The organism is Niallia sp. 03133, from assembly GCF_052663225.1.
Genome location: NZ_JBQTCY010000001.1, coordinates 174467 through 197866 on the forward strand (window position 1 = coordinate 174467; position 23400 = coordinate 197866).

20 protein-coding genes are annotated in these 23400 nt (G+C 35.2%); 15 read left to right on the forward strand and 5 right to left on the reverse strand.

Annotation, left to right across the window (positions count from 1 at the left end; all coding sequences use genetic code 11):
- Positions 1–286: 286 nt before the first annotated feature.
- Positions 287–1024, forward strand: a complete 738-nt coding sequence (locus tag ACTYBU_RS00940) for an EcsC family protein (RefSeq protein WP_445486580.1) — start codon at positions 287–289, stop codon at positions 1022–1024.
- A 204-nt stretch (positions 1025–1228) separates the two neighbouring features.
- On the opposite strand, the gene ACTYBU_RS00945 is transcribed toward ACTYBU_RS00940, so the two are convergent.
- Positions 1229–2431 carry a M20 family metallopeptidase gene (locus ACTYBU_RS00945; protein ID WP_445486581.1) on the reverse strand — a complete coding sequence of 401 codons (1203 nt, stop codon included), beginning with the start codon at positions 2429–2431 and terminating at the stop codon, positions 1229–1231.
- Positions 2432–2601: 170 nt separating this feature from the next.
- Between ACTYBU_RS00945 and ACTYBU_RS00950 the strand changes: the two genes are divergently transcribed.
- A complete protein-coding gene (locus ACTYBU_RS00950) occupies positions 2602–3240 on the forward strand; it encodes a phosphatase PAP2 family protein (protein WP_445486582.1) in 639 nt (212 codons plus the stop codon).
- A gap of 322 nt (positions 3241–3562) precedes the next feature.
- Here ACTYBU_RS00950 and ACTYBU_RS00955 read toward each other — a convergent pair whose 3' ends face one another.
- Positions 3563–4963 carry a hypothetical protein gene (locus ACTYBU_RS00955; RefSeq protein WP_445486583.1) on the reverse strand — a complete coding sequence of 467 codons (1401 nt, stop codon included), beginning with the start codon at positions 4961–4963 and terminating at the stop codon, positions 3563–3565.
- Positions 4964–5252: 289 nt separating this feature from the next.
- Between ACTYBU_RS00955 and liaF the strand changes: the two genes are divergently transcribed.
- The 3 genes from liaF to ACTYBU_RS00970 are packed head-to-tail and all read left to right on the forward strand — an operon-like array spanning position 5253 to position 7772.
- Entirely contained in the window at positions 5253–6062 is an 810-nt protein-coding gene (liaF, locus tag ACTYBU_RS00960; RefSeq protein ID WP_445486584.1) for a cell wall-active antibiotics response protein LiaF, read from the forward strand.
- Between the two features lie 17 nt (positions 6063–6079).
- Positions 6080–7126, forward strand: coding sequence for a sensor histidine kinase (locus ACTYBU_RS00965; protein WP_445486585.1), 1047 nt, complete (start codon positions 6080–6082; stop codon positions 7124–7126).
- On the forward strand, positions 7119–7772 hold the full coding sequence (locus tag ACTYBU_RS00970; RefSeq protein ID WP_445486586.1) for a response regulator: 654 nt from the start codon (positions 7119–7121) through the stop codon (positions 7770–7772). The genes ACTYBU_RS00965 and ACTYBU_RS00970 overlap by 8 nt, the downstream gene beginning before the upstream one ends.
- A 300-nt stretch (positions 7773–8072) precedes the next feature.
- On the opposite strand, the gene ACTYBU_RS00975 is transcribed toward ACTYBU_RS00970, so the two are convergent.
- Complete coding sequence (locus tag ACTYBU_RS00975) at positions 8073–8591, reverse strand: antibiotic biosynthesis monooxygenase family protein (RefSeq protein ID WP_445486587.1); 519 nt, start codon at positions 8589–8591, stop codon at positions 8073–8075.
- A 479-nt stretch (positions 8592–9070) separates the two neighbouring features.
- Here ACTYBU_RS00975 and hemE point away from each other — a divergent pair, with 479 nt between their 5' ends.
- The 6 genes from hemE (at position 9071) to ACTYBU_RS01005 (ending at position 17383) form a co-directional block, all read left to right on the forward strand.
- On the forward strand, positions 9071–10117 hold the full coding sequence (gene hemE / locus ACTYBU_RS00980; RefSeq protein ID WP_445486588.1) for a uroporphyrinogen decarboxylase: 1047 nt from the start codon (positions 9071–9073) through the stop codon (positions 10115–10117).
- Positions 10118–10150: 33 nt separating this feature from the next.
- The gene (gene hemH / locus ACTYBU_RS00985) at positions 10151–11092 is read left to right on the forward strand and encodes a ferrochelatase (RefSeq protein ID WP_445486589.1); all 942 of its coding nucleotides are present in this window, start codon (positions 10151–10153) and stop codon (positions 11090–11092) included.
- Between the two features lie 628 nt (positions 11093–11720).
- Positions 11721–12293 carry a TetR/AcrR family transcriptional regulator gene (locus ACTYBU_RS00990; RefSeq protein WP_445486590.1) on the forward strand — a complete coding sequence of 191 codons (573 nt, stop codon included), beginning with the start codon at positions 11721–11723 and terminating at the stop codon, positions 12291–12293.
- 69 nt (positions 12294–12362) lie between these two features.
- Positions 12363–14570 (forward strand): YhgE/Pip family protein, encoded by a 2208-nt coding sequence (locus ACTYBU_RS00995; RefSeq protein WP_445486591.1) that lies wholly within the window; start codon positions 12363–12365, stop codon positions 14568–14570.
- Positions 14571–14858: 288 nt separating this feature from the next.
- A complete protein-coding gene (locus ACTYBU_RS01000; RefSeq protein WP_445486866.1) occupies positions 14859–15848 on the forward strand; it encodes a lipoate--protein ligase in 990 nt (329 codons plus the stop codon).
- A 257-nt stretch (positions 15849–16105) separates the two neighbouring features.
- Positions 16106–17383, forward strand: a complete 1278-nt coding sequence (locus ACTYBU_RS01005; protein WP_445486592.1) for a M48 family metallopeptidase — start codon at positions 16106–16108, stop codon at positions 17381–17383.
- Positions 17384–17726: 343 nt separating this feature from the next.
- Here ACTYBU_RS01005 and ACTYBU_RS01010 read toward each other — a convergent pair whose 3' ends face one another.
- Positions 17727–17963: an IDEAL domain-containing protein gene (locus ACTYBU_RS01010; RefSeq protein WP_445486593.1), complete on the reverse strand. Its 237-nt coding sequence runs from the start codon at positions 17961–17963 to the stop codon at positions 17727–17729.
- Positions 17964–18147: 184 nt separating this feature from the next.
- On the opposite strand from ACTYBU_RS01010, the gene ACTYBU_RS01015 reads away from it, so the two are divergent.
- Positions 18148–18723: a competence protein ComK gene (locus tag ACTYBU_RS01015; protein ID WP_445486594.1), complete on the forward strand. Its 576-nt coding sequence runs from the start codon at positions 18148–18150 to the stop codon at positions 18721–18723.
- A gap of 3 nt (positions 18724–18726) precedes the next feature.
- On the opposite strand, the gene ACTYBU_RS01020 is transcribed toward ACTYBU_RS01015, so the two are convergent.
- The gene (locus tag ACTYBU_RS01020; RefSeq protein ID WP_445486595.1) at positions 18727–19113 is read right to left on the reverse strand and encodes a hypothetical protein; all 387 of its coding nucleotides are present in this window, start codon (positions 19111–19113) and stop codon (positions 18727–18729) included.
- A 233-nt stretch (positions 19114–19346) separates the two neighbouring features.
- Between ACTYBU_RS01020 and ACTYBU_RS01025 the strand changes: the two genes are divergently transcribed.
- From ACTYBU_RS01025 to ACTYBU_RS01035, 3 genes are all read left to right on the forward strand, one after another.
- Entirely contained in the window at positions 19347–21335 is a 1989-nt protein-coding gene (locus tag ACTYBU_RS01025) for a prolyl oligopeptidase family serine peptidase (RefSeq protein WP_445486596.1), read from the forward strand.
- Between the two features lie 411 nt (positions 21336–21746).
- Positions 21747–22691 (forward strand): LCP family protein, encoded by a 945-nt coding sequence (locus tag ACTYBU_RS01030; RefSeq protein ID WP_445486597.1) that lies wholly within the window; start codon positions 21747–21749, stop codon positions 22689–22691.
- A gap of 57 nt (positions 22692–22748) precedes the next feature.
- On the forward strand, positions 22749–23369 hold the full coding sequence (locus tag ACTYBU_RS01035) for a TVP38/TMEM64 family protein (RefSeq protein WP_445486598.1): 621 nt from the start codon (positions 22749–22751) through the stop codon (positions 23367–23369).
- The last annotated feature ends 31 nt before the right edge of the window (positions 23370–23400 follow it).

Genomic DNA, 23400 nt, shown 5'->3' on the forward strand with positions numbered 1-23400 from the left:
TGCTCGACCATCAAATAGGGAACAAATTGTCTCTTGTTACGTATGTATAAAGTAAACCTTCCATCAGTGGGGGGTTCATCCCAATGTCATCAACTTAAGATTCCATAAATTGTAATATTTTAAAAATGATTGGTTTGGAGAGGCGTCTGCTCGACTCCTACGGGAATAGCGAGACAGACGAGACCCCACAGAGCCAAAGCGACGAGGAGGCTCGGCGCTCGCCCCGTGGAAAGCGAGCGGTAAGCCTCGGAGAGCAGTGGGATAAATTAATGAGGGAGGAATATGCATGAATAATTATGAAGAACAGGTATACATAGAAGTAGGTGAATGGAAAAGAAAACTTTTTAAACGATCTACTTTATTCAATCGCATGTCCAAAAAAGCGCAAAATAAAATGAATAATTTTATTCCTGCCAAAATACATGATGTAATAACTGACTCAATAAAGCAAATGATTACTGCCACGCTGGCAGGATCGAATAAGTTAACGAAAAAAAATCAGCATGTGAACCTTTCCTTAATGGATAAAGATCAGTTAATGAACAAAAAAATAGATATTTACCGGAAAACAGCAGGGATAGAAGGGGCTGGAACTGGTGCTGGCGGCATATTATGGGGATTGGCAGATTTTCCTTTATTATTGTCTATTAAGATGAAGTTCTTAATGGAAGCAGCTTCTGTATATGGATATGATACCGATCAATATGAAGAGCGCGTTTTTTTGCTGTATATTTTTCAACTAGCCTATTCTAGTGAAGAAAAAAGAAAAGAAATTTATAATATTGTCGATAATTGGGAAGAGTGGAAATCAGAAGTACTGGAGCTTGATTGGAAAGAATTGCAGCAAGAATATCGAGATTTTATTGATTTTGTCAAAATGCTTCAGCTTGTTCCGGGAATTGGAGCAGCTGTTGGGGCGTATGCTAATTATAATTTAATCGATCAATTAGGTGAAGCAGCAAAAAATGTTTATAGGATAAGATATTTTAAAAAGCTGTCTTCAGATAAAATAGAGGACTTGTAATGGAAAACAGCAGCTAATGAGAATGCATTAACTCATTAGCTGCTGTTAAAAGTTATTTTACTGTTGATAAAGCAAACTTCCATCAGTGGGGATTTGCTTCATCCCCACTGATGGTTAGTTGCACTTATCAGACCTTAACGGGCAGTTATCCCCCGCCTATCTTCCTCGATTTATCGGAATCTTGAGGCGGGGTCTTACTGCCCGTTAAGAATGGGATAAAGCAGCGTTATCTGAAAACATCTGGTGATATTGTACAGCGGCAGAGCATAATGTTTTAGCAGCTATTAACATCGATTTTTCGTTTATATCAAATTTTGGGTGATGGTGCGGAAAGGCAGAATCATCTGAGTCAGGTTTAGCACCTGTAAAGAAGAATGTGCCTTTGACTTTATTAAGGTAATAAGAAAAGTCCTCTCCTGTTAAATCAGGATCCCCCTCTATTGCTTGGACGCCAGGTATGGCAGAAGCACATTCCGCAAGAAACTGTGTCTCTGCAGGATGATTGACTACTGCTGGATAACCTTTTTCATATTCGAAGATATAGGAGCTATTTGACGTGTAGCATGTCCCTTTAATTACTCTTTCCATTTCCTCAGCAATAAGATCTCGAGCTTCTTCCTTATATGTGCGCACCGTACCGGTTAATGTAGCAGTATCCGCAATGACATTATTAGCAGTGCCTGATTGAAAAGTGCCGATTGTCAGTACGGCAGCATCAATTGGATTTACTTTTCTGCTGACCACTTGTTGAAGGTTGACAACAAGCTGTGAGGCGGTAACTATAGAATCTTTTGTTTTATGAGGCTGGGCTCCATGTCCGCCTTGTCCTTGAATGGTTATTTCAAACCCATCTGCAGCAGCCATCATAGGTCCTTCCCGATACGAAATGGTTCCTGTTGGAATAGTCGCCCATAAATGTGTGCCGAAAATAACGTCAACGCCTTCCAAGCAGCCTGCTTCGATCATTGGTTTAGCGCCTCCGGGCGACATTTCTTCTGCATGTTGATGGATAAATACGAAATTTCCTGCTAGCGATTCTTTATTTTTTTCTAAAACTTTCGCTAATGATAATAATGTTGCTGTATGCCCATCATGACCGCATGCGTGCATAACACCTGGAACTTTTGATTTGTAGGGAACATCCTTTTCATCTTGAATTGGCAACGCATCAAAATCCGCACGAATGGCAACTGTTTTCCCTGGTTTGCCGCCATACACTTTTGCAATGACACCATTTCCGCCAATATTTCCCTTTACCTCGATCCCTAACTTTTCATAGTAGGAAATGATGTATTGAGCTGTTTTCTTTTCTTCATGAGATAGCTCCGGATATTGATGGAGATATCTTCTAGTTGCTACCATTTGCTCATAATCATTTTCTAAATCATGAAAAAGAGTTTCAATCATCCTATTCACCCCGCGAAAATTCAGAATATTAGTATTTAATATTATACCATGATAAGTATTGTCATAGGAGTTAAATTTCAATGCTGTTTGTACAGCAAATTCTATATTTTCTATTAAACGATATTTTGGTAAGATATTCTAGGAAAAGAAGATCGTTAATGGAGGAAAAAATGAATATAAAAAACTCTAAAATAGCCTTATCCATTGTCATTATTTTATTTATTGCAACTATTTATATGATTTCCATTATTTGCCATGGAGGATCTTTCGCTATCGATGGAAAGGCAGCAGATAGTATTACTGGAATTTTTAAGCATCCTACATTTCCTTTTTTTGAGACCGTTTCTAATTTAGGAGACAAAATAGGTATAGGCAGTGTTGCGTTAATTTTTCTTTTTTGGCTCCTGCTAAAGAAAAAAGACTATGTTGGAATGGCTGCATTTGTTTTTTCTATTGCATTAGGGAACGAGTTTAATAAAATAATTAAAGAAGCAATTTCTCGTCCTAGACCTACTTTTAATCACTTTGTTGATGCAGAAAATATGAGTTTTCCCAGCGGCCACGCAATGGTTGGTTTTATTCTATATATGTTTATAGCCTATCTTTTAATACAGGATATGAAGTCAAAGATAGGAAAAGGATTTATTGTTATCGGTGCTTGCTTGATATTACTTCTTATTGGCATAAGCAGAATTGTTTTAGGATTCCATTATGCAACAGATATTATAGCCGGCTATTTTATTGGGGCAATTTGGCTGTTTTTGTGGATTTCTTTATATGAAGTATTTAAAAGACGTTTTAATAAATAGATCGTTCTTTTTATATAGGCTCTTTTCATATTAATTGTTGTTATTTAATCCGAAGCCTGAATACACTTCCATTTCGCTTTCCGCGGGTGACTTGACGCCTCTCCAAACGAATAAATTATTTCTTTTTAAATCTTTCGCTGTAGGGTGGTCTCACATTGCTCACTTTTCTAAGCGGGAGTCTACGTGTATTCAGGCTGCTCAGTAATTCTAAAGGGTTTTTCAACTTATAAAAAAGCAACAAACTTTTAGAAAACAGCCTTAGTTTAAAGCTAGGTGATTATCTATCCCTGAACAGCGATAAACAAGGCGTTTGCGCTTTTCTTTATATAAGAAAGATTGCGACAATTGTTGTGACAGCCAATCCAATAATGACAGGCACTAGGTTTCTTCTCGCCAGCTCAAAAGGATCAATATTACATATGGCAGCAGCGGGAATTAATGCCCATGGCACAAGTGTACCGCCGCCGACCCAAATAGCCGCAATCTGTCCAAGGGCTGTTAAAGTGCTTATTCCTGATCCAATAGCATGTGCAAATAATCCTGCAATGGAACCTGCAAGAGAAATACCGGAGAAGCCAGATCCATCTAATCCTGTAATTGCTCCTACTGCTGTTAATGTAATCGCTCCAACCTCTTTTGTTAAAGGAACAGTGGATGCTAATGCAACACCTAAATCATTTACAATTCCGTGTGAATTTTTCGGAAGGAAGTCCCCTATAATGCTTGTAAAGCCAGCATCTCCAAGATAAAAAAATGCGGCTATCGGGATAACTGGACCAAATACTTTAAATCCAAATTGAAAACCCTCTATTAAATAACTTGTTGTTTCTTCAAAACCTTTATTTTTATAGCTTGTTAAAGTAATAAGGAGAAGAATAACAATAGAAGTCCCCCCGATTAAGGCTGTCGCATCACCACCTTGAAGCTTTAAAAAATACATTGCCGCAACATCAAGTGCAAACAAACAGGGAATAAGCATGGCAAAAATTCTTTTTTGAGATCTTGAAAGCAAATGTAATTGTTGTTCAGGAAGCACAGAGGCATAAGAGGATGATAAACCTGTTGATATAGTTAAAGTTCCTCTTTTTAAATCTCTTTTAATAAAATAAAATGCTGTTATGGTCGTAACCACACCCATAACGATGACTAAAGGGACACTTGCCTGCATAACATCATTAATTGGAATCCCAGCGGCATCTGCTGTAAGCTTAGGTGCTGCTTGAATAATATAGTCTCCTGACAATGCAATGCCATGCCCAAATAAGTTCATTGCCATTGCCACTCCAATTGCGGGCAAACCAACTCGCACGGCAACTGGCAGCAGAACAGCTCCAATTAATGCAACAGCAGGAGAGGGCCAAAAAAAGAAGGAAATAATCATCATAAGTATGCCGATAATCCAATACGCTAACCCTGGAGACCGGATTAATTTTGAAAAAGGAGAGATCATTACATCATTAATACCTGTTGTTGTTAATATTTTGCTCATTGCAACAATAATCGAAATGACCAATATAGTAGGAAGCAATTCAGTAATGGCGAAGATAAAGCTAGTAAAAATACTGCTTATCGAAAGGCTTAATGAACCAGTTGCTGTAATTGCCAATAAAAAAATTCCTACGATGCAAATGAAGGTAGTATCATGTTTCATCACCATAAACCCAATAATAAAAAGAATAAACAAAACATAGATCCAGTGAAGTGCTGTTAATTCTATACCCAAAGTCAACTACTCCCTTCTGCTCCGATTAAAAAACGGATAGGCATTTGCCACAAATTTGGATTTATTACAGATTATGAATAGAGCTGTAATTGGTGATAGGGAATAAACAATTTTCTTCATTAGGTATTGCAGAGAACTCCTGCTTAAGATGGAGAAAAAAACATCTATGGAATGAACAAATAGAGGTAAAATAGTAGTAAACTGTGAAGAGAGGTAGAAGAATGAAGGAGCTGGAATTGTACGCCAGCTACAAAATAATAGAGGAAATAGAAGGGAAAGGAGAAAGAATTTGCGAAGCAGATCATTATATCAAATCATGTTTGCCATCTGTTTATTAGCAGTTGGAGTGGCTTTATTGCTCGTAAATATAGGTGTCATTTCCTTGGAAATAAAACAGCTTTTTGTCGTATCTTATCCGTTTCTGCTATTCGTTTACGGTCTCATTTCTCTTATTGGAAATATAATGAATAAAATAACGAATTACTTTTTAACTTTATTTATTATTGTTTTTTCAAGCTTGTTAGTCTTGGATCGTCTGCATATAGTCACATTTCAATTTGTTGATTTTTGGAAACTATGGCCGGTAATTCTTATATATGGTGCAATAGCTTTTCTATTTGGAAATAAAAAATGGGGAAAAAAAGATTCTATTGACATAGAATTTGAAAAAAAGGATGAATTATTTCAACAATCGGTGATACGAATCAATAAAAATAGAAAAAAAGAAGGCAGATTTTCAAAAGCATTTTCCATTGGCGATATCAACCTTAATAACGATAATTGGTCCGTAGAACCAATGAAGTTGTTTAATAGTATAGGGGACTATTTTATTGATTTCAGCAAAGCGTATATCCCGGAAAAAGAAACCACCATTGAAATCAATGGCTGGATAGGTGATGTAAAAATATTAATTCCCGATGATTTGCCTGTTCAGATTGAAGGAGAAGTGAAGATAGGAGAGTTTCGAATTTTCAATTCTTCTAAAGATGGAATCAGCAACAGTCTAACGTATAAATCTTCTGAGTATGATCAAGCAATTAAAAAAATTAATCTGCAAATCTATTTAAAAATAGGGGATATTCGAATTGAAAGAGTATAAGAGTATAGAGGTGTTCTGTGAATAAAAGAAAAGGAATTCGCTGCTGGTATTTTCAAAGTTTTTTTATGACAAGCATCATCAGTTCATTGCTTCTATTTATTAGTACACAAATTTATTTGTACTTTAATGATAATCCAGTATTTACGACAAAGACATCATTTTGGCTTTTTGTCAGCAGTCTGCTCGTTACATTACTAGTTGGGTTGTACTTCGCGCTAAAGGAAAGCAGAATTTTAAGCAAACAGTTGGGAGATGTTTTGCTGTTTGTATCGGCATTAAGAAGAGGGAAGTTTGCAGAAAGAATCAATGTGTCAAATAAAGAAGCGGTTGGACATATTAGTGATGAATTGAATCAACTAGCCAACTATTTACAGGAGTTAGTACTGTCTTTGCAAAGATTGGCTAATGAAAAAGCAACATTGGCGCAGACAGCCCATACAGCGGCTGTTATGGAAGAAAGGCAGCGACTGGCAAGAGATTTGCATGATGTCGTAAGCCAGCAGCTATTTGCATTAAATATGATGTCTTCTTCTGCCTATCGAATTTTTGATACGAATCCAGAGCAGGCAAAAGTACAATTAAATGAAATCGTTTCAATTGCTGCAAAAGCACAAGGAGAAATGCGGGCATTGTTATTGCATCTACGCCCGATTGAATTAAGCAACGATAGTTTATGTGATGGAATCATTAAATTAATTCAAGAATTAAAAGGGAAAACGAATTTGCATTTTGCTGCAAGCATTGATGAAATTAGCGATTTATCTTCTGCTGTGCAGGAACATTTATTTCGTATTGTTCAAGAAGCTTTATCCAATATTCTCAGACATTCCCATGCAAAAAAGGTAAAAATGATCTTGGAGGAAAAAGATAGATTTGCCTCCCTGCATATAAGTGATAATGGAAAAGGGTTTGATCCAACGGTAGAAAGAAAAGCTTCCTATGGACTAAAAACAATGCGGGAACGCTGTGATGAGATAGGCGGCATTATGGAGATTCGATCAAAAATAGGAGAAGGGACGTACATAGATATCCGTATCCCGATAAGGAGAGAGCATAATGATTAAAGTGGCTGTTGTAGATGATCATGAAATGGTAAGGAAAGGAATTATTTCATATTTAGCAACAGAGTCTACAATAAAAGTAGTCGGAGAGGCGAATGGTGGAAATCATGCAGTTGAACTTGTTTTAAAGGAAAAGCCCGATGTGGTTTTAATGGACTTGTTAATGGAAAAAGGGAACGGCATTGAAGCAACGAAGGAAATTTTGAGAAATTCTCCATATTGCAAAGTTATTATTATTACAAGTTTTTATGACGAATCACAAGTAATTCCAGCGATTGAAGCAGGAGCCTTTAGTTATTTGCTAAAAACAGCAACTGCTTCAGAAGTAGTTGATGCCATCCATAAAGCATTTGCTGGCGAAACGGTTATTGAGCCCAAAGTAGCTAATGTGATGTTAAAAAAGCTTCGTCCTTCTGAAAGAAAACCGCATGACAATCTAACCGAAAGGGAATTAGAGGTGCTTATGTGCATCGGAGAAGGCATGACAAATCAAGCAATCAGTGAAGAATTATATATAGGAGTAAAAACAGTTAAAACCCATGTCAGCAATATCCTTGCGAAACTAGAAGTGTCTGACCGGACACAAGCAGCAGTTTACGCAAATAGAAATAGTTTATTAAAACCCTTCAAAAAAGAGAAAGAATTTTAATGAATGGCCTCGAGAAATGCTCGCTTTTCTAGTTGCAGCCTTGCTAAGATGCTCAGTACCAGGTAAAAGAGGATGAACGACTAATTTTATTCAGTAAAGGAAAATCGACTACTACGGCACGATCTTATGTATTCGTTGATTGACTTACAGCCATCAACGTCGTTCTCACCAATATTCTGTTTCAGCCGTTCATCCCAAGGGTCAAGCCTCTAATTACAAACAATTTTCAATCAGCCTGATAGTTTGCAAATAACATTTTTCTCCTTTTTATTTTGAAGGATTGCTCAATAAATAATCATATTATATTTTTTCTTCTGGAATGACATGATAGGTGACATATGATTTGCTGTAAAATAAATTATTTTCTTTTACTTTCCAATCATCTGGTGTCGCAGCATTAATCGGAAATGTTGGACCGAAAGCAGAATTTTCCCATTGTTTAAAAGAATTCGAGTCTTTCCATAAGGATAAAACTAAATATGTATCTCCTTTGATGGAACGAAGCAAACGCACAGCAGTAAACGGCTTGCTGCTTTTTTCTAATTTCTGAACAGTTTTATGTTCAAAAATTGGCTTCGATATATCTTCTAAGGAAAAATGATTTAGCACTACATAGCCTTTGTTATCCAATTGTCCAAATGAATGTAATATATCAAATTTTCTAGGGGCCTGAAAGAGGCTTTTGCCATCCGTTTCATGCACTAATGTTGCTTGGTCCTGCGTCGTGCTTTGCATAAGAATCATATTTTCTGTAGAGAAGTATTTTGCATATTTTTTTTCTAAAAATTCATATGTACCATTTGCAATAAAAATTTGCATGAAAATTCCCTCCTCTTGTTATTATTAGTATAATCATTTCTATTTGGAAAAAAAATATTATTAATTAAAGAAATTTTCCCATGCAGTCGACAACGCTCGCTTCTAAATACAAATGGTTTGTTTCAGTCCAAAAGTGTTTGAAATGGACGCTTATCTACACTGTGAATATTCCCCTCCTCTTCGTTCAAGAAACGTAAACGGGTAAATACGTCTATTTTGTGACAAATTAGAAGGTTATCTATACAATTATAGTGGAAAAGATATATAGTTGATTTACAATAGAAAACGTTATCTTTGTTAATGGACAGAATAGGAATAGTTAATATAAAATGAACTCTTTATAGAGTGTCTTCTATTGGGCATTCTTTTTATTTGTAATTTTATTTATAAATATTATAATTTAATAATGAATATAGTTAGTGTGTTTTTTGCAATTATAAATGTTCTTATAAGCATCTGAAAGGTGGACATATTAAAATATGAGTAAACAAATAGAAAAGACATTTTTAAAAGCGGCAAAAGGAGAAAAAACCGAATTTGTTCCTGTTTGGTATATGCGTCAAGCTGGGCGATCACAGCCGGAATATCGAGCAATTAAGGAGAAATATTCTCTTTTTGAAATTACCCATCAGCCGGAGCTTTGTGCGTATGTTACCAAACTTCCTGTTGAACAATATAATGTCGATGCCGCTGTTCTTTATAAAGATATTATGACACCTTTGCCTGCAATCGGCGTTGATGTGGAAATTAAATCAGGAATCGGACCAGTTATTGCAAATCCAATAAAATCGTTTCAAGATGTGGAGAAACTAGGGGTCTTGCAGCCAGAACAGGATATTTCCTATGTGCTGGATACGATAAAACTATTAACAACTGAACAGCTTACTGTTCCTTTAATAGGTTTTTCAGGAGCTCCTTTTACCCTTGCAAGCTATATGATTGAGGGAGGACCTTCGAAAAACTACCATAATACAAAAGCTTTTATGTATGCTCAACCTGAAGCATGGTTTGCTCTTATGGAGAAATTAGGCAATATGGTTATTACTTATGCAAAAGCACAAATTAAAGCTGGAGCGAATACTATTCAGATTTTTGACTCTTGGGTTGGTGCATTAAATGTAGAGGATTACCGTATTTTCATTAAACCAATTATGGAAAAGATTTTTTCGTCATTAAAAGAAGAGCAAGTTCCATTAATTATGCATGGGGTAGGTGCTAGCCACTTAGCTTTAGAATGGAATGACTTGCCTTTGGATGTTATTGGACTGGATTGGCGTTTATCCATTAATGAGGCAAGGGAAAAAGGAATAACAAAATCGGTCCAAGGAAATTTAGATCCTGCTGTTCTTTTAGCTCCTTGGAAGGTAATTGAAGAAAGAGCAAAGGTCATTATAGATCAAGGAATACAACAAAAAGGATTTATTTTCAATTTAGGACATGGAGTTTTCCCAGATGTAAATCCTGCTGTCTTAAAAAGATTAACAACATTTGTACATGAATATTCAGCAGAAGCTATAAAGAAATAAAGGATAAACTGACTACTGAAAGAGTGATAAAAAATGAGCAAAAAACAAGTTGGACTTTTAGTAATGGCATATGGAACTCCATATAAGGAAGAAGATATTGAAAGGTATTATACACATATTCGTCACGGCAGAAGACCTACTGATGAAATGCTGGATGATTTAAAAGGCCGTTATGAAGCAATCGGCGGAATCTCCCCTTTGGCAAAAATTACGATGGAACAGGCAAAAAGCTTAGAATCACACTTAAATACGATTCAAGATGAAATCGAATTTAAAATGTATTTAGGTTTAAAGCATATTGAGCCGTTTGTAGAAGATGCTATTACTAGTATGTATAAAGACGGCATCACAGAGGCAGTAAGCATTGTTCTTGCCCCTCATTTTTCAACATTCAGCATTAAATCTTATAACGGCCGAGCAAAAGAAATGGCAGATAAATTAGGCGGCCTTACGATTCATAGTATCGAAAGCTGGTATGATGAGCCAAAATTCATTCGTTATTGGTCGGAAAAAGTAAAAGAAATTTATAAAAGTATGCCAAAAGAAGAAAAAGAAAACGCCGCTTTAATTGTGTCGGCCCATAGTCTGCCAGAAAAAATTCTTCAATATGGCGATCCGTATCCAAATCAATTAAAAGAAACAGCGGATCTTATCGCGAAAGAAGCAGCTATCTCCTCTTATTATATTGGATGGCAAAGCGCCGGAAATACACCTGATCCATGGCTCGGACCAGATGTTCAGGATTTAACAAAGTCTTTGCATGAAACACATGGATATAAAGCATTTGTATATGTACCAGCTGGGTTCGTGTCTGACCATTTAGAGGTTCTTTATGATAATGATTATGAATGTGCTGTTGCAGCAAAAGAAGTGGGTGCTAAATACTATAGACCGGAAATGCCGAATGCTCAGCCAGAATTTATTGATGCGTTGTCTACTATTGTATTAAATAAATTAAAAGTTTATGCTGATTAATGAATTTACTTTAAAGGTATAAATAATAAAGTAATGAAGCAAGATGCCCGAGGGATATCATATAAGAAATCTTTTGGGCTTTTTTTGGTTGGCTGTATGTTTTTTTAATCTATATAATCAAAAGAAAATGAATCAGGATGAAGTAAGAATTTGTTATGTTTTTGTATGAAGGACAAACGGAGGAAACGGTCCAATAGAAGGCATCTCAAGGACAAAACAAGGAGGAAAGGAAGAAAATCTGGCTTTCATCTCGCCTCGTGGAAGGGCTTATCATCTCCTGCTAGGCATCTTAGAAGTAAACCTGTTATGAAGCTGATTCATTCATTTTTCAAATTATCCCACTCTTAACGGGCAGTAAGACCCCCACTGATGGAAAGGTTCACTTTATTGGATGACGCCTTTTCTTCTTGCGAGAGAGAAAAAGCTATGGTATATTTTAAATTGTACTAAATGACTTGAATGGTGTTTTGGTCATTTTTTAAAATTCATATAGTTAATCATATTAATATAAAACAATAGGTGTTTTCCACTTTTTTGTTGTATGGTATTAGGCGGATGCCTTCTTAAGTAACTGGACTTCATAGGTGGGCGGCCTGCCTGAATTTTTCTATTTCATGAGGTGATTTTTTTGGCAGTGGATCGGAAAAAACAAATTATTGATGCAGCAGCTAAATCCTTTACGATGTTTGGCTATAAAGCAACAACAATGGATCAAGTTGCGAAAATAGCGAATGTAGGCAAGGGAACGATTTATACTTTTTTTAAAAATAAGGAAGAGCTTTTTTCAGAAATTATTACAGGGCTGATTCAAGAAATGAAAGAGGCGGCGGATGAATGTTTTGATCCTAGCAATCGTTTTATGGAAAACTTGCATACAACCTTAATGAAAATGCTTGAATTCCGCAGACAGCATCAATTGACGATAAAGCTATTTCAAGAGCAAAAGGAAATGGGAACACTGGAAGTAAAAGAAGTAATAGACAGACTGGAGAATGCTGTTATTCATTATATTAAGATGCGTGTTCAGGAAGCTATTGATAAAGGTGAAGTTCAACAGTGTGATACAGAGCTTATTGCTTTTCTTATCTTTAAATTATATTTGGCGCTGATTTTTGATTGGGAGAGAAATCATTCTCCTCTTTCAGCAGAAGAAATAGCAGTTTTTTTTGAAAATACGTTATTTAAAGGATTGTCCATTTAAGATAATCCTCTTTTTAAAAACAAAAATGACTAATTGAACGTTATAGTCATAAAGGTGGAGTGGTGAGTTATGAAACAAAATTTATTAAAAGCAGAGCTATCTTCTATTTTAAAAAATAGAATGAAGCTTATCTCGATTATCGCCATTATTTTTATTCCGATTCTTTATTCAGGTGTTTATTTGTGGGCATTTTGGGATCCATATGGTCATTTAGAAAAGCTTCCAGTTGCTGTAGTAAATGAAGATATTGGTGCAAAAATGAATAAGGAGAAGCTGGAGCTTGGGAAAGATCTAGTGGCAAATTTAAAAGACAGTGATGAATTTGCTTTTACATTTGTGAATAAAAAAGAAGGCTATAAAAATATAAAAAATCAAAAGTACTATATGCTTATTGAAATTCCAAAGGATTTCTCTAAAAATGCAACAACTCTTATGGATAATGATCCGAAAAAATTGGATCTTATCTATGTTTCCAATCCTGGGTATAATTTTATTTCTTCGCAAATAGGAAATTCAGCAATGGAGAGAATTAAAGTAGGGATAAGCAAAGAAATAACCGAAACATATGCGGAGTCTGTTTTTGATAATATCGGTGAAATGACAGATGGACTGAAAAATGCAAGTTCAGGAGCAAAAGAATTACAAAAAGGAACTTCTAAAGTAAATGATGGTTCGAAAGAGGTTTATCAGAATCTAGCTACACTTGCTGAGAAGTCCATTCAGTTTAATCAAGGGGTTTCTTCCGCCAGTTCAGGTGCAAAAAAACTCTTAAATGGAGCTGGCAATTTAGCAGGAGGGTTGGAACAGCTGCAGAATGGTCAAAAAGATCTTGCCAACGCTTCTATTAAGTTACAAGATGGCGATCAAGCTATTTTAAACGGAATCACTCAGACTAGCGATGGACTAGATACGGTCAAAGGCAATATTCCTTCGTTAATTAATGGAACCAATACAATAAAACAAGGTTCCGATTCTCTTACTAAAAACCTTAAAACATGGAGCAGCAAATCAACAGAGTTGGCAGAAGGTGCAAAACAGCTGAATGCTGGCACGAAGCAGCTTCAGGAAGAGATTAATTCAATAATGCCTTTATTGCAAGGATTGCCAGAAGATAAACGAAATGAATTGATGGCAGCTTTTCAAGGGCTTGTTGATGGAAGTGAATCAATTTCAAGCAATACAGAAGCGCTTGCCCAAGGAGCAAACCAGCTGGCTGCAGGAAGTGAAAACTTATCTTCCGGATTATCACAGTTGAATCAAGGCCATGAAAAACTGCAGAATGGCGCTAATCAATTGGCAGATGGCAGCACTCAGCTGAAAAAAGGGGCACAACAGCAAGTGGCAGGACAAAAGCAGTTTGTGGAAGGGATGAATAAGTATACTTCAGAATTTTCAAAAGCTACAGAAGGCTCAACAGAACTCGTTGATGGAATGCAGTCTTTTTTAACAGGAATGAATACATTACAAACAGGATCTAATGCACTGACAAACGGAACTAGTCAATTAAAAAATGGTTCAAAAGAATTAACACAAGGCACTAGTTCGCTGTTAAATGGAAGTAAAGAGCTTTCTACTCAGCTTTCAGATGGAGCGAATGATGCAGGTTCTATTCATTCTGATGATAAAACATATAATATGATGGCAGAACCTGTGAAAGTTACGAATGCTAAATTAACAGATGTACCAAACTATGGAACTGGATTAGCTCCTTATTTTATCTCTTTAGGATTATTTGTTGGTGCTTTAATGTTATCGATTGTCTTCTCATTTAATGAACCAGCAGGAACTCCGAAAAATGGAATAAGATGGTTCTTGAGCAAAACAGTTATATTAATGGCTGTCGGCACTTTACAAGCTGTTGTTGCTTCCTTTGTTTTGTTGGAAGTATTAAAGATAGAAGTACAAAGTGTACCATTGTTTATGTTATTTACGTTTATAGTCAGTATGGTGTTTTTCTCTATTATTCAATTTTTGGTTACATTACTTGGAAATCCTGGGCGTTTTCTTGTTGTTCTGTTGTTGATCTTTCAATTAACAACAAGTGCAGGCACATTCCCATTGGAACTAATACCTAATTTTCTGCAGCATGTGCATGCGTTATTGCCAATGTCCTATTCTGTTGCAGGCTTAAAAGCAGTTATTTCCAGCGGCGACTTTGCCTTTATGTGGCATAATGCTTCTATTCTTGCGATTTATCCTGTTATATTTATTGTTGGAACGATCCTTTATTTTATCGTGTCATTCAAACATAAGTATGCAGATACTGCTGTTGAATAAGGAAGAATGCTAAAAGGGTCAGACTTTTCTTTGGAATGTCTGACCCTTTTTTTTAATCGCGGGATTGACACAAATAATTGACATTTAGAAAGGCTGTTTTCTCAAAGTTTGTTGTTTTTTACATAAAACATTTGGAAAAGTGTATGCAGGCTGCTCGCTTAAAAGCAACAATCTATACGAAAACAGCCTTTTGAAAACGTAAGAAACAGCAAAAATATAACTTCTTTTAGAGTTATGTTACTATTAGAAATAAAGAGACTAGAAACAGAAATAAGAGGGGTGTCAAAATTGCTTTTTATAGATAATAAAGGAATTACTGATCCAAGAATCAACTTGGCCATAGAAGAGTATGCTTTGAAGAATTTAGACATTAATGAAACGTACCTTTTGTTTTACATAAATCAACCATCCATCATTATTGGAAAAAATCAAAATACAATAGAAGAAATTAATACAGACTATGTAGATGCAAACGGAATTCATGTAGTAAGAAGACTTTCTGGCGGTGGAGCAGTCTATCATGATTTAGGCAATTTAAATTTCAGTTTTATCACAAAAGACGATGGTGACAGCTTTCATAACTTCAGAAAATTCACGGAGCCAGTTGTCAAGGCATTGCAAAGCATGGGAGTAAATGCAGAATTAAGCGGGCGGAATGATTTGCTCGCTGAAGGAAGAAAAATTTCTGGAAATGCACAATTTGCCACAAGAGGAAGAATGTTTAGTCATGGAACACTGCTATTTAATTCAGAAATGGAACATATTGTGTCCTCTCTTAAAGTGAAAAAAGATAAAATTGAATCAAAAGGGATTAAATCAATCAAAAGCCGAGTTGCTAATATAACGGAATTTCTTATAGATGAGATAACCATTGAAGAATTTCGCAAGCTAATATTAACTCACCTCTTTGAAGGGGAGGAAAATATTCAAGAGTATGTATTAACAGATAATGATTGGGAAAAAATTTATGCCCTATCAAAAGAGCGCTATCAAAATTGGGATTGGAATTATGGAAAATCTCCTAAATTTAACTTGCAGCATTCCCATCGCTTTCCTGTTGGGCAAATTGATGTGCGTTTTGAAGTATCTAAAGGCGTGATAAAAAACTGTAAAATTTACGGTGACTTTTTCGGTGTTGGTGACGTTGCAGATATAGAAAATAGATTAATTGGCGTTCGTTATGATCGGAAAGAATTAGAAAAGGCATTGGATGAAACACCAATTAAGCATTATTTCGGCAATGTAACAAAGGAAGATTTTTTACATCTTATTTATTAAGACGCCCTTTATGCTTTATAGAGATTTAGACTAACTGCAAACTGCTATTTTTACAGATGGATCGACATGGAGAGCCGATCGGCTTTCTGAATTTTAGGTATTCCTTATAGATTATTCTACAAGTACACACACACGTATTTACTTAAATTTTGGGATAGCTGGTAGGAATATTTTTGTTTTAATTAACTTCTAGTTCTAAACAGCAAAATTTGGACTAATTATTAATAGTAGGTTGTACAAGGTCAGGAGGGGGAATGATGGCTAGGAAAATTGGATTTTACACCGTTTTGTTTTATGTGGCGTACGGCTTATTTTTTTATTGGTATCTTTTTTACCATTCTCATGCCACGCTGCCGTTTGAATATCAGGATTCGGCAGCAGATCCATCGACTTTTTTAAATAGCAGGGAGCTAATGCTTACAGAAGAATATTCCAAAATACGAGACTTTTTATTTTTTATATCGACTCCTTTTGAAGGGCTTCTTTATATCTTTATTTTATTATTTGGTTTATCTAAATCATTTCAAAAATGGGGAGAAGGTTCTGTCAAATATAAGGCTCTGCAAAAAGCAATCTATTTATTTTGGCTGAATATAACAGCATTTATCGCAACATTTCCGTTAAGTTATATTAGCTACTCCCTAGCAAAAACATACAATATTTCTACGCAAAGCTTTGCTTCTTGGATGAAGGATGAGTTAATTGATTTTTGGGTGAACTTTGGTTTTATATATATTACTGTGCTGGTTGTATATTGGCTGATGAATAAAAGTGAAAAACGGTGGTGGTTTTATGCTTGGCTGCTTTCGATACCATTTACTTTATTTATTACATTTATTCAGCCGGTGGTAATTGATCCGCTTTACAGTGATTTTACGCCATTAAAAGATAAGGAATTGGAAACAAAAATACTCGGATTGGCAAAAAAGTCAAATATACCTGCCGAGCATGTATTTGAAGTAAACATGTCAGATAAAACAAATGCATTAAATGCTTATGTGACTGGTATTGGCAGCAACTCTAGGATTGTACTTTGGGATACAACTTTAACAAAATTAAAGGATAAGGAAATTCTTTTTGTCATGGCACATGAAATGGCTCATTATGTGGAAAAACATATTTATATAGGAATAGCTCTTTCCTTAGTTTTATCGTTTATCGGCTTATATCTTATTTATCTAGTAATGAACATCATTGTGGCAAAATGGGGAAAAGCACTTAAAATAGGGAAAGTGAAAGAAATACATTCGCTGCCATTAATGCTTGCATTAATTTCACTTCTCTTTTTTCTAATAAGTCCAATTACCAATACCATCTCGAGGTATGAAGAAAAAAGAGCAGATCAATATGCTATTTCTTTAACACAAGATGCTGATGCAGGGATATCCACTTTTCAAAAGTTAACAAAATCGGGATTAAGCGAGGTAAACCCTCCTTTATTAGTAAAAATATTTCGGTATAACCACCCAACTATGCTGGAAAGAATTACAGCTTTAGAGGAAGCAAGTGTTTTACAGAAAAATGGAAAGAAATAATAGTGCTCTGAAACTTGCGAGGTTAGGTAAGTGTTATTAGGAACGGAGAATCTTAAGAAGATTCGTGAGAATAAAGGATGTTCAGCATAGAATAGAATAAGAGAAGAAGATGCCATTAATAAAGAAATCCAAGAGAACACTGTTCTCTTGGATTTTCTATTTTATCCCACTATTAACGGGCAGTAAGACCCCCACCTCAAAATACTGAGGAATCGAGGAAGCATCTTGAGGTGGGGGAGAACTGCCCGTAAAGGTCCGATAAGTTCAACTAACCATCAGTGGGGATGAAGAAAACCCCCACTGATGGAAAGGTTCACTTTATATGGCATGTGTAATTATTGGTTTAAGTACCAAAGCGCTTACATAATTGGTTGAATTGCAAACTCAGCTCTTTGAATTTTTCTTTATTTTGTTCGTCTATGGCTTTATCAATAAGGGTCATTAAACTTGCTTTTTCATTTTTTAAAAGAATTTCTGAAATCAGCATATCAATGTAGAGGTCCATCACATAAGTTTCTTTTGACTTGCTTCTTTTCATAGCACTTAATTTTGTTAGCTCAGTGTACGACTTTTCATTCATATCATTCACCCCTGTGCCTTTTTAATATTATATGGAAGAATATATGAAATATCAATTAAATTTTTTAAAAATTAAGAAAATAATTATAAAGTATGAATAAATTGAGAAAAATTAGAACTATTATACATTTTATAGGAGTTTAGTGCTATTATGATCGCATACTAAAAAAGGAGTTGACTGTGATTTGAAGGATAGGAAAAACTTTATTACTAGATATGAAATTAACTTTTATACGCTTGCCATTGAGCCCTTTATTACAAAGGAAGGTAAAATTTATTCGAAAATATATGAAGGACCTAATGTATTTTTTTGTTCTTCAAGCCCTACTAAAATTGTAGAAAATAGTTGTATGTATTTGGGGTGTTCCTATAAAGGAAAAAGGGATGCTGTTCGTGCTCTGATGAACTATACTTATAAACTACCTATTTCCATTGATTCCCTTAATACTCTTTATTTTTTTCCTACACATTCGCCAACAAATTCTTCGTGTGTATGGATTTCCTTACATCATATTATAGACAAAAAGGAGATCACACCATTAAAATCGCGTATCACCTTCAAGAATCAAAAGCAATTATCCGTTGATATATCACCGCATTCACTTAACAATCAAATTATGAGAGCAAATTCCTTGCAAAATGTACTTACTTATAATCATAAAAAAATACAAAAACCCTTTTTTCTTTATGAAAATGATTATAAAGACTTTAAAAAGTGTGGAGAAGATAACATTGACTACGATCATGACGAAGAGGATTGATCGTTATGTAATGAGTTTTGGGATGGCTTCCATGGTAAAACGTTTATATAAATAGTACTGCAATAACTCTTGCACTTTATTACGCAGGCGAGGATTAAAATAATTGTGGTATTCCTCATATCCATTATATAAAAATAAAAACATCGTAAAAGCATCATCTCGTTTTGTTTCTTGTATCTTCATGTTGTGGCTTTTCATATAATTTTTCGTCTTGTGCAGCTCTGATTGTATTGTCTTCATAGTGATTTCAACAAGTTCAATATAAGGCTGTTTTAACTTAAAGCTGCTGTTTTTTATAACGAGAAGATCACGATTAAGTATGGTTAAAAGCATAGGCAGATAAATTGCTTGTTCCATAATATGTCTGTCTTTTTCAGGGATGCGAGTCATAACATCAGTCAACTCCTCTTTTGGTATAAGAACAAATGTTCTGTTTTAAATAATACAGGAAATTTAATTTACTTTCAAGTAGGCAGAAATTCGTATTCAAAAAATAACGGTGCTCTTTTTAACTGATGGCAGTATTATTTTTGGCAAGCATAAAAATAAAATACAGAAATACGAAGGAATATTATTTCTGTTGTCGAAATAATAGCTTACCTGTATACGAAAGGAAGAATAGAATGAGTCAAAAGAAGAAAATAGCTGCAGAGACCTTATATCAGTTAAACTCTATTGTGGATCCACAAGTAGCTGCTGATGGAAAAGACTGTATATTTGTTGTAACATCCATCTCTGAAGAAAAAAATACATATTATTCGAATCTCTATTATAAAAACGTAGACAGTACAGATGAATCTGTTCAATGGACATTTGGAGAAGACAGAAATCACTCTCCAAGATGGTCGCCAGATGGCAATCAAGTTGTTTTTGTATCGAATCGGACAGGGAAAAATCAGCTATATTTATTAAATCGAAATGGAGGAGAAGCAAACCAGCTTACCTTTGTTAAAAATGGTGCAGCAAATCCTGTCTGGTCTCCAAATGGCAAAGAGATAGCTTTTCAAACGACCATTGGAAAAGAGGAAAGCATTCAAGATAAAGATACGAAAAAAGAAAAAGAAAAAGAGCCGGTTCCCTTAGAAGTGGACAAAATGAAATATAAATCAGACGCTGCTGGGTTTTGGGATGGGAGTTATCAGCATATAGCTGTTTTGGATGTTCAGTCAGGAGACATAAAGGAAATTACTTCAGGAGAAAATGATTATTACTTGCAAAGCTGGTCTCCCAATGGAAAATACTTGGCAGTAACTTCAAATCTATCTGACGAAAAGGACTTTAGTTTTGTTTCAGATGTGTATTTATATGAAATGAAAACGAAAGAATGGAAGAAAATAACGGAAAGTACTGGCTATTTTGGAAATGTAACATGGTCTCCAAATAGTCAAAAAATCGGGTTGATCGGAAGCGAAAGAGAGTATGAAAATGCAACCTTATCTAAATTATGGATATATGATTTAGGAATAGAACAATTACAATGCTTAACAGCAGCTTGGGATGTACATGTTGGAGATATTGCAATAGGTGATTTTCAGCAAGGAAGTGTAACCCCAGGCATGCTTTGGGGCGAAGATAATGAGAGCTTTATATTTTTAGCCAGCGACCATGGAAATACGATTGTCTATTTTGGAAATGAATCAGGGGCCATATATCCGTCTTTAATTGATAATCAGCATGTGTATGGACTATCAACTGGCGGGAGCATAAAGCAAGCAGTTGTTGCAATCAGCAAACCAACCTATCCGGGAGATTTATTTTTATTAAATTTGGAAACTGGTGATCTTGCACAATTAACAGATGTAAATAGAATATTCTTGGACGAATACGCTTTGACAGTTGCAGAACCCCTGCAGTTTTATGCAAAGGATGGATGGGAATTACATGGATGGCTAATGAAGCCTGCTGGTTTTAAAGCAGGGGAAAAATACCCTCTTGTGCTTGAAGTTCACGGAGGCCCTCATGCTATGTATGCAAACTCTTATTTTCATGAATTCCAAACATTGTCTTCCAATGGATTTGCGGTATTGTTTATTAACCCTCGAGGAAGTCATGGATACGGTCAGCAATTTGTAGATGCAGTTAGAGGAGATTATGGCGGAAAAGATTATGAAGATGTCATGGCAGCAGTTGATTATGCAATAGCAAACTATGACTTTATAGATGAAACACGTTTAGGTGTGACAGGGGGAAGCTACGGTGGATTTATGACAAATTGGATTGTTGGTCATACCGACCGCTTTAAAGCAGCAGTTACACAGCGTTCCATTTCCAATTGGATCAGTTTTTATGGAGTAAGTGATATAGGCTATTATTTTTCCGAATGGCAAATGAAAGCAGATTTAAATGATATAGAAACCTTATGGAAACATTCACCGCTTGCCTATGTCCATCAAATAAAAACGCCGCTGCTGATTTTACATGGAGAAAAGGATTATCGCTGTCCTATTGAACAGGCAGAACAATTATTTATTGCGCTGAAAAGACAAAAGAAAACAACTAAATTAATACGTTTTCCTGATTCGAGTCATGAATTGTCTAGAAGCGGAAAACCAACATTGCGTATAGAACGATTGAATTATATTAATAATTGGTTTAAAGAGTATTTAGTATAGTATATATAGTAAAAACTACTTGCCATTTTAAACAAAAAATAACTATTAATCTACGGCAGTTTCCAAGGCATGAGTTCGGTATTAATTGAACTCATGCCTTTTAATTTTGCCTTCATTGTTTGTGCTTAACCAAAGTAGTGTTTGATTTTAAAGAAGGAAGGCAATCCTTTCTTTTGCATACAGGGGGAAGAAAAAATGTTGAAAAAAAGTATTTTCTGATATGATAATAATAAGAAACAAGAATAATACTATTTTTTTATAAAAATAAAGTTGATTTCGTGATGAAAAACAGTGTAATTCTTAGCATGTAAGGCAAGAATTATTTATAAAAGAACAAAAGTAAATATTGTGAATGAAAAGTAGCATATTTTACTGAATATGTCATATAGAAGAGAAAGGAACAAATAGGGAATGGAGAGAACTCAATATAAGAATAACAAGCGAAAAAGAAGAAGGCTGAGAAAAGGGAGAGTATTTGTTTTATTTCTTCTATTATTCATAATTGCAGCAACAGTTTATAGCATCTTTCAATATAAACAGGGTGTAAAGCAATCAATGGAAAATGGAGCAGGTAAAAAGGTTAATTATGAATTTAATGGGGAAAAGGACCGAGACGGAGGAACAAATATCCTTTTATTAGGAAGCGATGCTCGTCCAGGAGATGTCCATTCACGCACAGATACGATCATGATTGCGCAATACCACCCTGATAAGGGTACATATAAAATTATTTCTTTAATGAGGGATATGTATGTAACGATTCCTGGACATGGACAAGGCCGTATTAACTCTGCATTTAGTGTAGAAGGACCTGAATTATTAAGAAAAACCATTAAAGAAAATTTTGATATTGATCTGCAGTATTATGCCATTGTTAACTTTAAAGGATTTGAAGAATTGGTTGATGAGGCGTTTCCAGAAGGTGTAGAAATAGATGTAGAAAAGAGAATGTCCAAAAATATTGGTGTTACATTAGAACCTGGTTTACAAAAACTAAATGGAAAACAGCTGCTTGGATATGTTCGTTTTCGTCATGATGCAATTTCTGATTTTGGCAGGGTAGAGAGACAGCAAAAAGCCTTGAAAGCATTGGTATCTCAAGTCTCAGGTGTACAAACTGTTGCTAAATTTCCAAAGCTTGTTGGTGTTATAATGCCATATATTAATACAGATATGAGTACTGGCAAGTTAATCTCTGTAGGAAATAAGCTGGTAACGCACCGGGATACAGAGATTGAATCTTTAAGAATACCGGTGGACAACTCCTTTCAAAATACAACAGTAAATGGTGCGTCTGTATTAAGTATAGATTTAGAGCAAAACAGAAAAGCAATTGAAGAATTTCTCGCAAAATAAAACATAATTTGGAATGAGAAAAAAAGATTGCGTTAAAGTGGCAAGGAGTTTTTATTTATGGATATGGAAACAATTAAAGCATGGTTTACACTGGATAATATTATGGATTTAATTGATAGCTATCGTTCTTTTGGTCCATTTCCAGGAATTTTATTACCAATGCTGGAAGCGTTCATTCCATTTCTGCCATTGTTTTTATTTATTATGGCGAATGTAAATGCGTTTGGTTTTTGGTTTGGTTTTCTATATTCTTGGGTTGGTACATGCGGTGGAGCGTTGTTAGTGTTTTTATTGGTAAGAAAATATGGACAAAAAAGATTATTAAGCTTTATGCGCAATCACCAAAAAGTGCAGAAGTTGATGAATTGGATTGAAAAACATGGATTTGGACCATTATTTATTCTTTTGTGCTTCCCTTTCACCCCTTCGGCGCTGGTTAATATAGTGGCAGGATTATCAAGAATTGGAATTGGGCAATATTTTCTTGCCATCATTGCTGGGAAATTGGTAATGATCTTGACTATTAGTTTTATTGGATATGATTTACAATCGATGATTGCCCAGCCATTACGGATGATTCCAATAGCAATTGTCATATTCATTCTTTGGTATGTAGGAAAACGCGTAGAATCAAAGATGCATCATACAAGTGAAGAAAAGGAAAGAGAAAAGGCTTAGGATCAGGATTTGTTTAAAGTTTGGAGGAGAT